This is a genomic window from Pseudahrensia aquimaris (genome assembly GCF_042676045.1).
Taxonomy (GTDB): Bacteria; Pseudomonadota; Alphaproteobacteria; order Rhizobiales; family Rhizobiaceae; genus Pseudahrensia; species Pseudahrensia aquimaris.
Map to the genome: position 1 here is coordinate 197,767 of NZ_JBHTJV010000009.1, position 15,094 is coordinate 212,860.

General features: G+C 55.8%; 11 protein-coding genes. 4 read left to right on the plus strand and 7 right to left on the minus strand.

Features of this window, described 5'->3' with window-relative positions; translation table 11 throughout:
* From typA to ACFQ14_RS09805, 3 genes are all read right to left on the minus strand, one after another.
* Positions 1-1,830, minus strand: a complete 1,830-nt coding sequence (typA, locus tag ACFQ14_RS09795; RefSeq protein WP_377212554.1) for a translational GTPase TypA — start codon at positions 1,828-1,830, stop codon at positions 1-3.
* A gap of 137 nt (positions 1,831-1,967) precedes the next feature.
* A complete protein-coding gene (locus ACFQ14_RS09800) occupies positions 1,968-2,606 on the minus strand; it encodes a L,D-transpeptidase (protein ID WP_449301304.1) in 639 nt (212 codons plus the stop codon).
* Between the two features lie 242 nt (positions 2,607-2,848).
* A complete protein-coding gene (locus tag ACFQ14_RS09805) occupies positions 2,849-7,591 on the minus strand; it encodes an NAD-glutamate dehydrogenase (protein ID WP_377212556.1) in 4,743 nt (1,580 codons plus the stop codon).
* A 60-nt stretch (positions 7,592-7,651) separates the two neighbouring features.
* On the opposite strand from ACFQ14_RS09805, the gene ACFQ14_RS09810 reads away from it, so the two are divergent.
* Positions 7,652-8,230, plus strand: coding sequence for a peroxidase-related enzyme (locus ACFQ14_RS09810; protein WP_377212557.1), 579 nt, complete (start codon positions 7,652-7,654; stop codon positions 8,228-8,230).
* Between the two features lie 20 nt (positions 8,231-8,250).
* Here the strand turns inward: ACFQ14_RS09810 and ACFQ14_RS09815 are convergent, their stop codons facing one another.
* On the minus strand, positions 8,251-8,697 hold the full coding sequence (locus ACFQ14_RS09815; RefSeq protein WP_377212558.1) for a DUF4174 domain-containing protein: 447 nt from the start codon (positions 8,695-8,697) through the stop codon (positions 8,251-8,253).
* Positions 8,698-8,762: 65 nt separating this feature from the next.
* Positions 8,763-9,875, minus strand: coding sequence for a 3-isopropylmalate dehydrogenase (gene leuB, locus ACFQ14_RS09820; protein ID WP_377212559.1), 1,113 nt, complete (start codon positions 9,873-9,875; stop codon positions 8,763-8,765).
* A 113-nt stretch (positions 9,876-9,988) separates the two neighbouring features.
* Here leuB and ACFQ14_RS09825 point away from each other — a divergent pair, with 113 nt between their 5' ends.
* A complete protein-coding gene (locus tag ACFQ14_RS09825; protein WP_377212560.1) occupies positions 9,989-11,008 on the plus strand; it encodes a M23 family metallopeptidase in 1,020 nt (339 codons plus the stop codon).
* Positions 11,009-11,018: 10 nt separating this feature from the next.
* Here ACFQ14_RS09825 and ACFQ14_RS09830 read toward each other — a convergent pair whose 3' ends face one another.
* Complete coding sequence (locus tag ACFQ14_RS09830; protein WP_377212561.1) at positions 11,019-11,471, minus strand: YcbK family protein; 453 nt, start codon at positions 11,469-11,471, stop codon at positions 11,019-11,021.
* Between the two features lie 97 nt (positions 11,472-11,568).
* On the opposite strand from ACFQ14_RS09830, the gene ACFQ14_RS09835 reads away from it, so the two are divergent.
* Positions 11,569-11,979, plus strand: a complete 411-nt coding sequence (locus ACFQ14_RS09835; RefSeq protein WP_377212562.1) for a DUF1761 domain-containing protein — start codon at positions 11,569-11,571, stop codon at positions 11,977-11,979.
* A gap of 68 nt (positions 11,980-12,047) precedes the next feature.
* On the opposite strand, the gene ACFQ14_RS09840 is transcribed toward ACFQ14_RS09835, so the two are convergent.
* Positions 12,048-12,791, minus strand: coding sequence for a YcbK family protein (locus ACFQ14_RS09840; RefSeq protein ID WP_377212563.1), 744 nt, complete (start codon positions 12,789-12,791; stop codon positions 12,048-12,050).
* 319 nt (positions 12,792-13,110) lie between these two features.
* Between ACFQ14_RS09840 and acs the strand changes: the two genes are divergently transcribed.
* Positions 13,111-15,060, plus strand: a complete 1,950-nt coding sequence (acs, locus tag ACFQ14_RS09845; RefSeq protein WP_377212564.1) for an acetate--CoA ligase — start codon at positions 13,111-13,113, stop codon at positions 15,058-15,060.
* Positions 15,061-15,094 lie beyond the last annotated feature (34 nt).

Here is a 15,094-nt window from a genome sequence, read left to right on the forward strand (position 1 = left end):
TCAACCGCCAGCCGCTGCCGACTGCGCTGCCCGCATCTGCTTTTTGCGCTCGATGGGATCCAGCTCGCGCTTGCGCAGGCGAATGTTTTCCGGGGTCACTTCCACAAGTTCGCCATCGGTGATGTAGGAAAGCGCTTTCTCCAGCGTCATCTTGATTGGCGGGGTCAGTTTCACCGCTTCGTCCTTGCCGGATGATCGCATGTTGGTGAGTTGCTTGCCCTTCAACACGTTGACTTCCAGATCGTTACCGCGCGCATGTTCGCCCACGATCATGCCCTGATAGACCTTGTCGCCAGGATGAATGATCATCGGCCCACGGTCTTCAAGGTTGAACATGGCGAAAGCCACCGCTTCGCCGTCGCCGTTGGAAATCAGTGCACCCGTGTGGCGCTGCGGGATGTCGCCGCGATAAGGCTGATATTCGAGGAACGTGCGGTTGAAGATCGCTGTGCCGCGCGTGTCCGTCATCAATTCGGAAAGATAGCCGATCAGACCGCGTGTTGGTGCATGAAACACCAACCGTGTGCGACCGGCACCCGATGGTTTCATTTCCACCAGATCAGCGCGGCGCTGGGAGAGCTTCTCGACCACAGCACCGGAAAAGTCCTCATCAACATCGATGATGGCCTCTTCAATAGGCTCAATTTTCACACCGTTCTCGTCTTCCTGCATCAACACGCGGGGACGACCAACGGTCATCTCAAAACCTTCGCGGCGCATCTGTTCAATTAAAATCGCCAGCTGCAATTCGCCCCGACCCGCCACTTCATAAGCGTCGGAATTTGGCAGCTGGGTGACTTTCAAAGCCACATTGCCTTCCGCTTCCTTGATCAAACGATCACGAATAACGCGGCTTTGCACCTTGGAGCCTTCACGACCGGCCAGCGGACCGTCATTGACGCGGAACGTCATAGAAAGCGTGGGTGGATCAATCGGTTGCGCAGCGATCGGTTCTCTGATGCCAGGCGCGACGAGCGTATCAGCAACCGTTGCTTTCGTCAGACCGGCAATCGAGACGATGTCGCCGGCCTTGGCGTCCGTTACAGGTTTGCGATCAAGACCTTCAAACGACAACACCTGCGTGATGCGACCCTGCTCAACGATCTCGCCGTCTTGGTTGAGCGCATGAATTGCCTGGTTGGGAATTGCGACGCCGGACGTAATTTTGCCAGTCAGAATGCGACCAAGATACGGGTTGGCCTCAATCGTCGTGGCCAACATGCGGAAATCGCCTTCTTCGATAGCAGGCTCCGGCACGTGTTCCATCACAAGATCGAGCAGCGGTGCCATATCTTCTTTCGGGCCTTCGGCATCCTTCGCCATCCAGCCCTGTTTGGCGGAGCCGTAGAGCACGTGGAAATCAAGCTGCTCTTCATTGGCGTCGAGATTGCCGAACAGATCGAACACTTCGTCAAGCACCCAGTCGGGGCGGCCATCGGGCTTGTCGATCTTGTTGATCGCCACGATGGGTTTCAGGCCCAGTTTCAGCGCCTTTTGCAGCACGAATTTCGTCTGCGGCATCGGGCCTTCAGCGGCGTCCACCAGAATGATCACGCCGTCGACCATGTTGAGGATACGCTCGACCTCGCCGCCAAAATCGGCGTGGCCTGGCGTATCAACGATGTTGATGCGGGAGTCTTTCCACTGAATCGATGTGACCTTGGCGAGAATGGTGATGCCACGCTCTTTTTCCAGATCGTTGGAATCCATCGCCCGCTCGTCAACCTGCTGGTTGTCTCGAAACGTGCCGGATTGCTTGAGCAAAACATCGATGAGTGTGGTTTTGCCGTGGTCAACGTGCGCGATGATCGCGATGTTGCGAAGGGTCATGGTTCTGGCCTGAAAAAGGGAAGCGGGGGCCGAACACGAACTGACGGCCTACATTTGCGCCGCTTGTAGCCGCAGTCTGCGGCAAAAGAAAGGGCGAAAACCGTTTGGTCTTCGCCCCCTCGATACTGTGTTACATATTAGATAACGACAACACGCGCACCACGGGGCACGCGGTTGTAAAGATCGATCACGTGATCGTTGACCATGCGGATGCAACCGTTGGAAACCGAGCGGCCTATGGACCAAGGCGCGGTCGTACCATGAATGCGGAACAGCGTGTCGCGCTTTCCTTTGTAGAGATAGAGCGCGCGTGCACCGAGAGGATTGCCCGGACCACCTGGCACGCCATCTTTGTATTTAAGATATTTCTGCGGCTCACGACGGATCATTCCAGCAGTTGGTGTCCAGCTTGGCCATTTCGCCTTGCGGCCAATGCGAGCCGAACCCTTAAAGGCAAGCCCGGCACGGCCAACGCCAACGCCATATCGGCGGGCATGTATGCGGCTTTCAACCAGATAGAGGTAATGATTTCTTGGATCGACCACGATCGTACCGCGTTTGTAGCGATTGCGGAAAAACACCCGTTGGGGCTGGAAACGTTTAGCCAGCTTAAACGGCTTACGCGCCCGGCGCGTCTTGCGACGGCGAGCAGCCCGGACACGGCGGCGGCGTCTTCGTTTGCCCGTATGGTGGGCGAACGCTTCCCCAAACAATGTGGTTGGAACCAGAGCGGTTGCCAGCAATCCGGCAAGGAGTGTGCGTCTGTTAATCACGATTACAACTCTTTCACTTCTAAACCTACTGGGTATTCAACCCCCGCACAGTCTTACAAAAGTCCACAGCAGCAAACCGCAGAAACGTTTCAGACTTGCTTGGAGTATCCCTCTCGCACAGGGTTTAGCAAAGCATTTGGCAAAGTGCGACCGCTTAGAGCAACACAAATGTGTGAGGGGAGAAGGAATCCAAAGGATTTCAGTTCTGTGCTCACAAATTGAGCCAGATTGTCGCATCAGTCGCGCTATCGACGGGCCAAATCTCCCAGAATATTGGCAGCTACTGTAAGGCGTGACACGGTTGCTTTGTCATGATCGACAATGCCCCGCATCTGGCTGCGCGTCAGGTTCAAACCATCGCTGTTGGACTTACGCCATTCTTCCATTCCCCCTTTGGTTGAAAGAATGTCCACCACGATATCACGCCGCGCACGGTGCAGGCTTTGCAGCGCACGGTCCAGCGCCAAGGCGTCGTAGTAATCATCAGCATCAATATCCCGTGCCGCCTGAACGATGCGGCCAACCTCGAAAATGCTGGTAACATCAAAGAACACGCGGGCAGCATCCATCAGCGTCACGTCCGCTTGGCTGGCTGACCAGCGAATATCAGGGATAAGCGCCGCAATCGGCATTCGCGCAATCGTTCGCGCAAGATCTTGCGGCACCCCGCCATCGCTGTAACGCGCCGCTTCGCGGTCAATACGCTCGTTCAAAAAGTCAGGAGCCAGCTCTTCCAGCTTCGGCATCAACGTGTCGACGGCATCGCGATAGGTGTCGGCAACTGCGCCAATACCCTTTGCAAAATCCCCGTAGCGTACAAACCACACGCCTTGATCGAGCACCCTGTCCTGCAACACGCGATAGAGTTCCAATTGCAAATCGCCGGATATTTTGGTGTCGAGCGCGTCGATCTGATTGTGCAGGTTCTGCAAATCGAACACACCCCGCGTAGCCATATAGGCCCGTGCAATCCGTTCCAGTGGCGCACCCGTGCGATCATGGGCGCGAGAGACAAATGTCGGGCCGCCACGGTTGATCATGGAATTTGCTAAAGATGTGGCGATGATTTCACGGCGCAGACGGTGGTTGTCGATATCGTCAGCATGTTTCTTGCGCATCTTTTCGGGAAAATATTCCACCAGCATGGCGTGCAGATAAGGATCGTCCGGCACGTCGCAATCCACCAGATCATCCAGCGCCACGATTTTGGCATAAGCGAGCAGAACGCCGATTTCTGCCCGTGTGAGCGCTTCACCAGCAGCAACCCGTTCGGCAATTTCAACATCATCGGGCAGATTCTCTACCTTACGATCCAGCCGCCCGCGCTCCTCCAATTGCTGCATCAACCGCTGTTGGTTGGCGACATCTTCCACACCGCGCCGCTCGGTCAGCGAAATGGCAAGCGTCTGGAGATAGTTGTTGCGCAAAACCAGATGCGCGACGCTTTCCGTCATGCTCTCCAGCAAACGGTTGCGGGAAGCGCGGTTGAGACGCTCGTCTCGCATGGCCGAAGCGAGCGCAATTTTGATGTTCACCTCGACATCGGAAGAATTCACACCAGCGGAGTTATCAATCGCATCGCTGTTGCAACGGCCGCCCAGCCTGTTGAATTCAATACGCGCGTCTTGGGTGACGCCAAGGTTGGCCCCCTCCCCGATTACTTTCACCCGCAGGTCTTTAGCGGTGATGCGGATCGCATCGTTAGCACGATCACCGGCATCGGCGTTGTTCTCGTGGCTGGCACGAATGTATGTGCCAATCCCGCCAAACCACATCAAATCAACCGGTGCTTTGAGAATGGCGGTCATAAGCTCTTGCGGTGTCATCGTGCCGGGCTCACAGCCGATCGCATTGGCAGCTTCCTTCGGCAATTTGATGGATTTAGCCGAGCGAGAAAACACGCCGCCGCCTTTGGAGATCAAATCCGTTTTGTAATCCGCCCAGCTGGAACGGTCTGCCTTAAACAACCGCTCGCGCTCTTCGAACGACTTTTCGATACCCGGGTTCGGGTCGATGAAAATATCACGGTGGTCGAAAGCGGCGATCAAACGGGTGCATTTCGACAACAGCATACCGTTACCGAAAACGTCGCCCGACATGTCGCCCACCCCGACAACCGAAAACGGCTCGTTTTGAATATCGCGATCCATCTCGCGGAAATGGCGTTTGACCGCCTCCCATCCACCGCGCGCCGTGATGCCCATTTTCTTATGGTCGTACCCAGCCGAACCGCCCGACGCGAATGCATCATCAAGCCAATAATCATAAGCCTGCGAAATCGCATTGGCGGTGTCGGAGAAGGTCGATGTGCCTTTATCAGCAGCGACCACAAAATACGGATCGTCTCCATCGTGGCGCACAACATCTTTGGGCGGCATAACCTTACCGGCGACCAGATTATCGGTCACCGAAAGCAGCGACGAGATATAGATACGGTACGATTGCCGCCCCTCTTCAAACCACGCCTCGCGGTCTGAACGGTTAGGCAATTGCTTGGGCACAAAACCGCCTTTGGAACCAACCGGCACAATCACCGCGTTTTTAACTTGCTGCGCTTTCACCAATCCCAGCACTTCGGTGCGGTAATCCTGTGCCCGATCAGACCAGCGCAAGCCACCACGGGCCACAGGCCCGAAGCGCAAATGCAGTCCTTCCACACGGGGCGAGGAAATAAAGATCTCGCGGTACGGCACAGGTTGCGGCATCCCGCTGACGGCAGAGGGGTCGACCTTGAAAGCCAAAACCGGCTGCGGCGCGCCTTCGAGTTGGGCTGCATCATTGTCATCTGCCAAGCTCACCCGCTTGGTGTAGAAATTGGTGCGCAACGTTGCCTGCACGGCGTTCAACATTTGGCGAAGAACGCGGTCATCATCGCTGGAACCAACGTCTTCCAGCGCAGCTTCAATGTCTTTGACCACGGCCTCGTTTGCCGTCTCGCGGTCTTTAACTTTCGGGTCAAAGCGAGCGGCAAAGAGATCAGCAATCTGACCCGCAATGGCAGAGTTTGCGGCCAAAACGCGGGCAATCACAGCTGGTGGAAACGCAAAATTGATTTGCCGCAGATACCGCGCATAAGCGCGCAATACGGCAGCCTGTCGCCAATCGAGACCTGCAGTGAGAACCAGCGCGTTGAACCGGTCATCATCCGCGCGACCCTGCCAGACTGCCTGCAAGCAAGCGGAGAGACGCGCCTGCGATTCCTCACGATCAAATGCCGAACCATCGGCTGTCTCCAATCGCATATCGTGGAGGTGCACTGTTTTGCCATCGGGCCGCGCGATCTCGTAAGTTGTCTCGTCAATCACGTGGAAACCAAGATTTTCCAGCATCGGCACGCGCTGCGACAACGGCACCGCACTGCTCAGATGGAACATCTTCAGATAACCCGTCCGATCACCCTCTTCGTCATCATGGAAATCGAGCGCTATTTCCTCGTCATCCTGCAAGCCAGCCAAGAGTTCAGCATCCCGCACCGCCACTTGCGGCGACACGCGCTCTTGGTAGGAAACGGGGAATTCGCAGACCGGCGTTTTGCCTCCTTCTACCAATGCTGAAAAAGCGTCATTCCATGTGCGAATGATCTGCTCGACGCGCCGCTCCAGTTCATCCATCGCGATATCCGGCGTCGTGCCGGAATCCCGGGCAATGATGACATGAACCCGCGTCAGACCGTTTTCCTGAAACTGCGGATACCAGGCTGACAGCCGCCCGTGATAAACTTCAGCCAACATCGCGCAAATTTTCTCACGCACTGCGGTGTCATAGCGTTCGCGTGGCACATAGACGATGGCCGAAACAAAACGGTCAAAACGGTCGGCACGCGAGAGAACCCGCACGCGGGGGCGCTCGTCCAGTTGGGCCGCAAGCGTGGCAAAGCTTGAAAGCAAATCAACATCAATCTGAAACAGTTCGTCGCGTGGCCACGTCTCCAGAATATTGATCAGAGCCTTGCCCGTATGGCTGCGCTTGTCGGCTCCTGATTCCTCAATCACCCTCGTAACCTTGTGGCGCAGGACTGGGATCGTCTGAACGGACTTCGTATAGGCTGTCGAGGTAAACAGCCCGACGATACGCACTTCTCCGGCAAGGCCACCCTTCTCGTCGTAGCGTTTGATGCCGATATAATCGAGGTGGGTTGGCCGGTGCACCCGCGAGCGCAAATTCGCTTTGGTGATAATGAGCGGGTCAGACGATTGCAGGAACGAGCGGATTTCAGGCGTCAGCGTGACGGGTTCTCCACCGCGGTTCATCACCGCCAGACTATCATCCTTCAGAATGCCGAGCGCAGAGCCTTTTTCGGCAACCAGTTTACCGCTTTTGCTGGAGCCCTGCCACGCATATTCGCGCAGACCCATCAGCGTGAAATTGTTATCGACCAGCCATTCGATGAACTGGATCGTCTCGGCCAATTGATCGGCAGGAACCGGCGGAGGTGCGGCGCGAAAGCGAGCGACGGTTTTGCCCAACCGAGCCAACATCGGTTGCCAGTCGTCGGTGACCTTGCGCACCTGATCAAGCGTTTCCTTCAACTCGCTCTTCAGCGCCTTCTGCGCATCACGCGACAGCGGGGCCATCACCACCATCATCAGCGCGAACATCTTGCCGTTTTCGCAAACCATCCGCTCATGGATCACCAAATGAACGCGGTGGCCGTCGGCATTAATCGTCGCCAGAGTTGAATCAACCACGAACGGCCGGTCTGGCAAAGCAATCGTCAACAAAGTTTGGCGAACACCATCGGCGTCTTCATCGTGGTCTTCAATGGTCAGCCGACTAGCGCCCTTGGTTTCCACCTGCCGCGCAATCTGAAGCATCCCCGCAAGACTGTTGGCTGGTTGAGCCTGAAGATCTTCAATTGCCGCCTCACCGAACAACAAGGGCGCAAGCGCTCCTGCTGTCCCGACCTGATTTTTTGGAAGCGCTTTTCGCGCATTTGTAATGATCTTCTTGCGGTCAGCGGAGAAATCCTTGAACTTTCGGGCTGGCATAAACGGTCCTTCCGGCGGCAATAAAGCTGGTTTGGGCAATGGAACAAGGAATGCAAGACTGTGACAAAAAGTAAGCAAAAGCCACCGATTGCGCTAAAAATAGACCAAGAAACGCCCCGTTCGGACGAAACACAGGCATATTTTGACCTGTGCCAAGAAAAACTCGGCCTCGTGCCCAATGTTTTGCAAGCCTATGCGTTCAACGAGAAAAAACTGCGCGCTTTTACCGATATGTATAACGACCTGATGCTGGGCGATTCGGCGCTGACCAAACTGGAGCGCGAGATGATCGCAGTGACAGTCTCATCCATCAACAAATGCTTCTATTGCCTCACAGCCCACGGCGCGGCGGTACGGCAATTATCAGGTGATCCGAAGCTGGGGGAGATGATGGTGATGAACTATCGCGTCGCCCCACTCAGCGAAAAGCAAAAGGCCATGCTGGATTTTGCGGCCCTGCTGACCGAGCAGCCTGAGTCGATAGAAGACGAAGACCGCGAAGCCTTGCGCGAAGCAGGTTGGGATGATCGCGCCATCTGGGACATTGCTTCGGTGGCAGCGTTTTACAACATGACCAACCGCATGGCCTCAGCCACAGACATGCATCCCAACGACGAATATCATGCGATGCACAGGTGAGCCGCTGAACGGGGAGAGGCTTAGGTCTCTTCCTCGCTCATTTCCCGCTGCCGCATCGGCATGGAATCGATGACATCGAAGATTTCCTGCGGATCGATGGTGCGGTTCCAGCGCTGCTTTTCGCTGCCATCCTTGCCGAGCAATATCATCGTCATGCCGCGCTCTGCTGGCTTGTAGAAACGTCTCAAAGTCCGCTCGATGCCGTTTGGCAGGCGCGCATAGCCCATCGCAATGGCGGCGCGTTCATTGCCTGCGCTTACCAGCACGATCATGTCGCGCTCATCCACGTCAGGGCGACGCTCGCGCAAGCGGTCGATCTGACGGTCCAGCGATGCAGAGGAGCGTGATTGGTCAAACAAGATCAACACGCGCTTGTCCCATTTCAGCGCGTCAAGCGGGGCCGCGTTTGCAGCAACGGCGGACAGGGCCAAAACAGCGCCAAATGTGGATGCGAGAACTTTTTTCATGTTCTCAAGATAGTGCTGCCGCAGCGCAAATACCACTGCGGCAGGTTTGCTCGTTTCAAGCGTCCTTAAGCAGCGCTGGCCTTATAAGCTTCCAGCACTGCAGCGCCCATTTCGGTCGTGCCAACTTTGGTCATGCCATCGCTCATAATATCGCCGGTACGCAAGCCATCATCGAGCACTTTGGCAATTGCAGCTTCCAGACGATCAGCCTCAGCGATCATCTCGAACGAATAGCGCATGCACATGGCGAAAGACGCAATCATGGCGATTGGGTTGGCAGCGCCCGTGCCCGCAATATCCGGCGCAGAACCATGCACCGGCTCGTAGAGTGCCTTGCGCTTGCCAGTGGTTTCATCGGGCGCACCGAGAGAAGCCGATGGCAACATGCCGAGCGACCCAGTCAACATGGCCGCCACATCAGAAAGCATGTCGCCAAACAGATTGTCGGTGACGATCACATCAAACTGTTTAGGCCAGCGCACAAGCTGCATGCCGCCAGCGTCCGCAAGCATATGGGTCAATTCCACATCCTCATAACCCTTCTTGTGAGTTGCGGTGACAACCTCGTTCCACAGCACACCGGACTTCATAACGTTGCGCTTTTCCATCGAACAAACGCGGTTGTCGCGGGTGCGGGCCAGTTCAAAAGCCATCGCAGCGATGCGTTCAATCTCGTAGGTGTCGTAAACCTGCGTATCGATGCCGCGTTTCTGGCCGTTACCAAGATCAATGATCTCCTTCGGCTCGCCAAAATAAACGCCACCCGTCAATTCGCGCAGGATCAGAATATCGAGACCCTCGACCACGTCTTTGCGCAGCGAAGAAGAATCAGCTAAAGCTGGATAGCAAATAGCGGGGCGCAAATTGGCAAAAAGGGCAAGATCTTTGCGAAGGCGCAAAAGACCAGCCTCCGGGCGCTGCTCGTAGGGAACGTCATCCCATTTCGGCCCACCAACGGCGCCAAACAGAACGGCGTCTGCTGCCAAAGCCTTTTCCATATCAGCGTCGGAAATGCTCTCGCCATGCGCGTCATACGCTGCGCCGCCAACCAGACCTTCGTCGATTTCAAAGCCTGCGCCCTCGGCCTCGTTCATATGCGCGATAATATGGCGGACTTCGCCCATCGCTTCAGGGCCAATGCCGTCACCCGGCAGGAGAAGAAGTTTGCGGTTTGCCATGAATTTGCCTTCCGGTTGCGCCTATCGTTAGCTTGCGCGAAAGGACGGGTGCCAAAGCGCCCGCCTCTCACGACTGTCGCGGTGGCTTACGGCGAAGAGGCAAGGTTTTCAAGATGACGCGTTCCCAGATATTTCCCAAGACCATAATGCCCCTGCTGGCGGCCTCACTTTTTGGCCTTTCGCTTTCAGCATCGGCAAAGGACACAACCGCCCCAAGCCTGTCCCTTCCCATTGACTGCACCATCGGCAAAGATTGCTGGGTACAGAACCTTGTGGATTTCAATTTGGCAGACGGCACGTGGCAAGACCCGTATTGCGGCACCGCCACATTCGACAAGCACAAGGGCACCGACATTCGCGTACCTTTCGTCAAAGATCTGGACCGCAACATTCCCATTCTTGCCATGGCAGACGGAGAAGTGGTGGGCCTGCGCCGCGACATGGAAGACTTCCTTGTTCAAAACGCCGATGACGTGCGCAAAATCCAGGGCAAAGAATGCGGCAACGGCGCCATCCTGCTTCACGCAAACGGATGGACGACACAATACTGCCATCTGAAAAAGGATTCGGTGAACGTCAAAAAGGGCGACAAGCTAAAGCGCGGCGACGCGATTGGCATCATGGGCCTATCCGGCCACACGACCTTCCCCCACATTCATGTAACCGTGCGCAAGGGCAAATCGGTTATTGATCCGATGACGGGGAAAAATCAGACAGATCAGTGTTCGCCTCAAGAATCCATTGCTGCAAGTCTTTGGGACGCGAAAGCGCGAGAAGGCATGACAGGCGCGTCTTCCGCCATTCTTGGCACGGGCTTTGCCGGTGAAGTCGTGAAAAGCGGCAACGTGCTCACAGGTGAAATGAAAACGCCGCAGCAAGCCGGACCGCTCGTCTTTTGGGCCTATCTCATCAACCTGCGCCCCAATGACCGCATCGATTTGCGCATCATGGACAACAACGGCACCTATGTTGAAACGTTGGGCAAACCGCTGAAAGGACCGCTTGCCAGCTACACTGCTTATACCGGGCGCAAACGCGCGTTAGAGCGCGGCAACACCTATCGCGGCGAAGCTGTGCTTTGGCGCAACGGGCAGGTTATCCAGACGGTTCAGTCAGAACCGATCAAGTTCTAGATCGCAGTTTCTATTTCCACGTGCGACGCGGGCCGGTATCAATGTGAATATGGCCGCCTCGACGGGCTGAGTAGAGCTTGTGACCACCCACTTCGCTTTGGCGTTTCACATAGCGATACACTTCCGCCATATTTGCCCCGCGCACCTTGAAGTCCACTGCCTGACAGGTTTTATGATAAGAGCTGCTCGCCCCGCCAACACGCCAATTGTGCCAAGGGCGGCGCCATGTGGAGAAAACGACAACATCGCCATAGTGATGCGCCACACGTCGCAAAACGCGCTTCAAGCTCCACGGCACACACCAGGACACCTTCTGGTAATCAACACTGCCTTTGCCGCCGATGCGATAAAGCAGCGGACTGCCAGCACACGCAGAAAGCATAAAGCTGGCGGCCAAAATCAAAGCCAAACCCCGAAAAGAACGGGGCAAAAGACGCGCAGACTGGGTTGAAAAGACGGACATTGCTGGACACGCACACGGCTGTGGAACACCTTAACAGGATGACAACAAAGCCCTTAAAATCGATGAGTAAACTTGGTTAACCCAGTAGGAAAACATCATGTCTGAACAGGTAAACTATTTGGCCCTGTTTCTCGCTGTGATCGCCAGCATGACAATCGGGGCCCTTTGGTATTCGCTGCTGGCAAAACCGTGGATGCGGGCAGCTGGCATTGAACAAGCACGCCTCTCCGCCGGACACACGATCTATGTCTACGCTCTAACCGCCTTTTGCCACGCGCTGATGGCCTACGTGTTCATCGGCGTGATCTATCACGCTGGCCCGGTCACGGTAATCAACGGAGTGATGTCTGCACTTTTCATCTGGGGCGGGTTTGTGATGACCAGCATGATCGTCAACCACCGTTTCCAGCGCAGATCGTGGAGCCTGACCGCCATCGATTCCGGCCACTACCTTGCGATCATGCTGGCGCAAGGCGCAATTCTTGGCTGGTTCGGGGTCAAATCATAAAACCGCAACGAAAAAGGGAGGCATGCAGCCTCCCTTGAAATTAGTTCAAGCATAATTGTTGAAGCGCACTACCACGTGCGCTTCGGACCCGTATCAATGTGGAAGAAACCGGAACGGTAGCGCTTATATCCACCCACGCTTGGGTGGCGCTTCAGCCACGTCAGCAGACCGCGTGTGCTGCCGTGAACGCGGAAATCAACCGCTTGGCACTTGAGGTGATAGGAGCGACGCTTACCGCCAACCCGCCGGTTGTGCCTGTGGCTGCGGTGGGTGGAATTGATGGTCACGGGCCCCCAGCGCTTGCGGATTTGATAAATCACACCTTTCAAACGCTTCGGCACACAATTCCAAGGTGCGTTGACACGCAGCCGGCCAGCCTTGCGCGAAACGCTCGGCACAAAGGCCTTTTTTGTGCGCTTGATCCGTTGTTTGCGGCCCTTGCTCGCTACGCGCTTTTTGGATTTGGTTTTTTTGGCCACTTCCTTCTTTTTGAAGGAACCGAACAGTGTTGTGCGCTTGCTGCCACTTTTGCTTCGGCTGGCGCGTTTGCGCTGGACGGCTGTGGTGCCTCTTTGCGATGAAGCGCGTTTGGCCTTGCGTTGTTCGCGCTTTTTAGTAAACGCAGCGCGGCGGGCTTCTTTTGCTTTACGGGCGCGTTCGCGCGAAGCGAGAATTTTCTTTTGACGGGCATTTTCAACCGACGCAGTGCTGCCTTTTGCACCATATGTGCTTGTGGCTGTTTGGCTGCAGGCGGTTAAGAAGATGCAGGCAAATGCCACCATCACCTGACAAACATGCTTCATCCTGAACATATGAATTCCTTCGGGCGCGTGATTACCGCTTGGCCGTTCACTTCAAACGATAAGAGCTAAACCTTAGCGTTTCATTAACCATAAAGGCACAAACAACGCGCCCCACCTCCTTGCACCAAACAAGCGGTGCGAGCGCCCGCCTGCACTTAGATTGTGGCAAAACAGCGAATCTTGATGAAAGAGTCAAATTTTTTAACACTCTTGAAATCCTCATCCCATCGCCCTTCCTCGCTATAAGTCTAATGGACCGGCCGCATTGCGCTGGGCTAGACATGGGTTCATGCAGCATATTTCGCTGCGGGAGAGTGGGAGAGACCCGATGGAAAACAAAATTTATCCCGTGCCAGCCGAGGTGGCCAAACGCGCTCATGCCGACGCTGCAACCTACCAAAAGATGTATGCTGAAAGCGTTGAAAGCCCTGATACGTTCTGGATGAAAGAAGCAAAGCGGCTCGATTGGATTAGCCCGCCAACCAAGGCCGGCAATTGGACTTACGAGTATCCCGATGTTTCCATCAAATGGTATGAAGACGGCACGCTGAACGTTTCCGCCAATTGCATTGATCGTCATCTGGAAAAGCGTGGCGACCAGACTGCAATCATCTGGGAAGGCGATGACCCTTCTGAAGATGCGCACATCACCTACAGTCAATTGCACGATCAGGTTTGCCGCCTTGCCAATGTGATGAAGGCCAACGGCGTCAAAAAAGGCGACCGCGTTACCATTTACATGCCGATGATTCCCGAAGCGTCTTATGCCATGTTGGCCTGTGCTCGTATCGGCGCGGTTCATTCCATCGTCTTCGGCGGCTTCTCACCAGACGCCCTCGCCCAACGCATCGTTGATTGCGAATCCACATTCGTCATCACCGCCGACGAGGGGCTTCGTGGCGGAAAGAAAGTGCCGCTGAAACAAAACGCTGACAACGCCATCGAAATCGCTGCTATTCAGGGCATCCATGTCGAACACGTCATCTGTGTAAAGCGCACCGGCGGTGCCATCGGCTGGGAACCGGGTCGCGATATTTGGTATGGCGAAGCGACGCAAGCCGCGTCTCCCGACTGCCCGCCCGAACCGATGAACGCGGAAGATCCGCTCTTCATTCTCTACACTTCAGGTTCAACAGGCCAACCGAAGGGCGTGCTCCACACGACAGGCGGCTATCTGGTTTGGGCCGCAATGACCCATCAATATGTCTTTGATTACCACGAAGGTGATATCTACTGGTGCACCGCCGATGTCGGCTGGGTGACCGGCCATTCCTACATCGTCTACGGCCCGCTAGCGAACGGCGCGATCACGCTGATGTTTGAGGGTGTGCCGAACTATCCCGATAATTCCCGCTTCTGGCAGGTTTGCGACAAGCACAAGGTCAACATTTTCTACACCGCCCCAACAGCCATCCGTGCGCTGATGCAGCACGGCGACGGGCCGGTCAAAGCCACCGACCGCTCTTCCCTGCGCCTGCTCGGCACGGTGGGCGAGCCAATCAACCCCGAAGCGTGGGAGTGGTATTACCACGCGGTCGGCAACGGCAATTGCCCCATCGTTGATACGTGGTGGCAAACGGAAACCGGGGGTCACATGATCACCCCCCTGCCTGGCGCGACAGATTTGAAACCCGGTTCGGCAACCACGCCCTTTTTCGGCGTTGTGCCCCAGTTGGTAGACAATGAAGGCGCAGAACTAACCGGTGCGGCTTCGGGAAATCTGTGCATCACGGCTTCTTGGCCCGGCCAAATGCGCACGGTCTATGGCGACCATGAACGGTTCGTTCAAACCTATTTCTCCACCTACAAAGGCAAATATTTCACCGGCGATGGCTGCCGCCGCGACGAAGACGGATACTACTGGATTACGGGCCGCGTTGATGACGTCATCAACGTATCGGGCCACCGCATGGGCACGGCGGAAGTCGAGTCCGCGCTTGTGCTTCATCCCGCCGTCTCGGAATCCGCCGTTGTTGGCTTCCCCCACGATATCAAAGGCCAAGGCATTTATTGCTATGTGACCCTTATGGACGGTGTGGAAGCGACCGACGACTTGCGCAAGGAATTGCGCAATCATGTACGCTCGGAAATCGGGCCTATCGCTTCGCCCGACGCCATTCAGTGGGCACCGGGCCTGCCAAAAACCCGTTCCGGCAAAATCATGCGCCGCATCCTGCGCAAGATCGCTGAAAACGACTACGGTTCGCTGGGCGACACATCCACACTCGCTGACCCGTCCGTGGTTGATGATCTGATCGAGAACCGCCAAAACCGATAGGCTCGCGGTTCAATCGGCAACCCGGTCGTTCGCT

What these genes read in the sequence shown, in the direction of transcription:
- typA (WP_377212554.1), bottom strand. Translation starts at nt 1,830, where the DNA reads ATGACCCTTCGCAACATCGCGATCATCGCGCACGTTGACCACGGCAAA.
- ACFQ14_RS09805 (WP_377212556.1), bottom strand. Translation starts at nt 7,591, where the DNA reads ATGCCAGCCCGAAAGTTCAAGGATTTCTCCGCTGACCGCAAGAAGATC.
- ACFQ14_RS09815 (WP_377212558.1), bottom strand. Translation starts at nt 8,697, where the DNA reads ATGAAAAAAGTTCTCGCATCCACATTTGGCGCTGTTTTGGCCCTGTCC.
- leuB (WP_377212559.1), bottom strand. Translation starts at nt 9,875, where the DNA reads ATGGCAAACCGCAAACTTCTTCTCCTGCCGGGTGACGGCATTGGCCCT.
- ACFQ14_RS09825 (WP_377212560.1), top strand. Translation starts at nt 9,989, where the DNA reads ATGACGCGTTCCCAGATATTTCCCAAGACCATAATGCCCCTGCTGGCG.
- ACFQ14_RS09830 (WP_377212561.1), bottom strand. Translation starts at nt 11,471, where the DNA reads ATGTCCGTCTTTTCAACCCAGTCTGCGCGTCTTTTGCCCCGTTCTTTT.
- ACFQ14_RS09835 (WP_377212562.1), top strand. Translation starts at nt 11,569, where the DNA reads ATGTCTGAACAGGTAAACTATTTGGCCCTGTTTCTCGCTGTGATCGCC.
- ACFQ14_RS09840 (WP_377212563.1), bottom strand. Translation starts at nt 12,791, where the DNA reads ATGTTCAGGATGAAGCATGTTTGTCAGGTGATGGTGGCATTTGCCTGC.
- acs (WP_377212564.1), top strand. Translation starts at nt 13,111, where the DNA reads ATGGAAAACAAAATTTATCCCGTGCCAGCCGAGGTGGCCAAACGCGCT.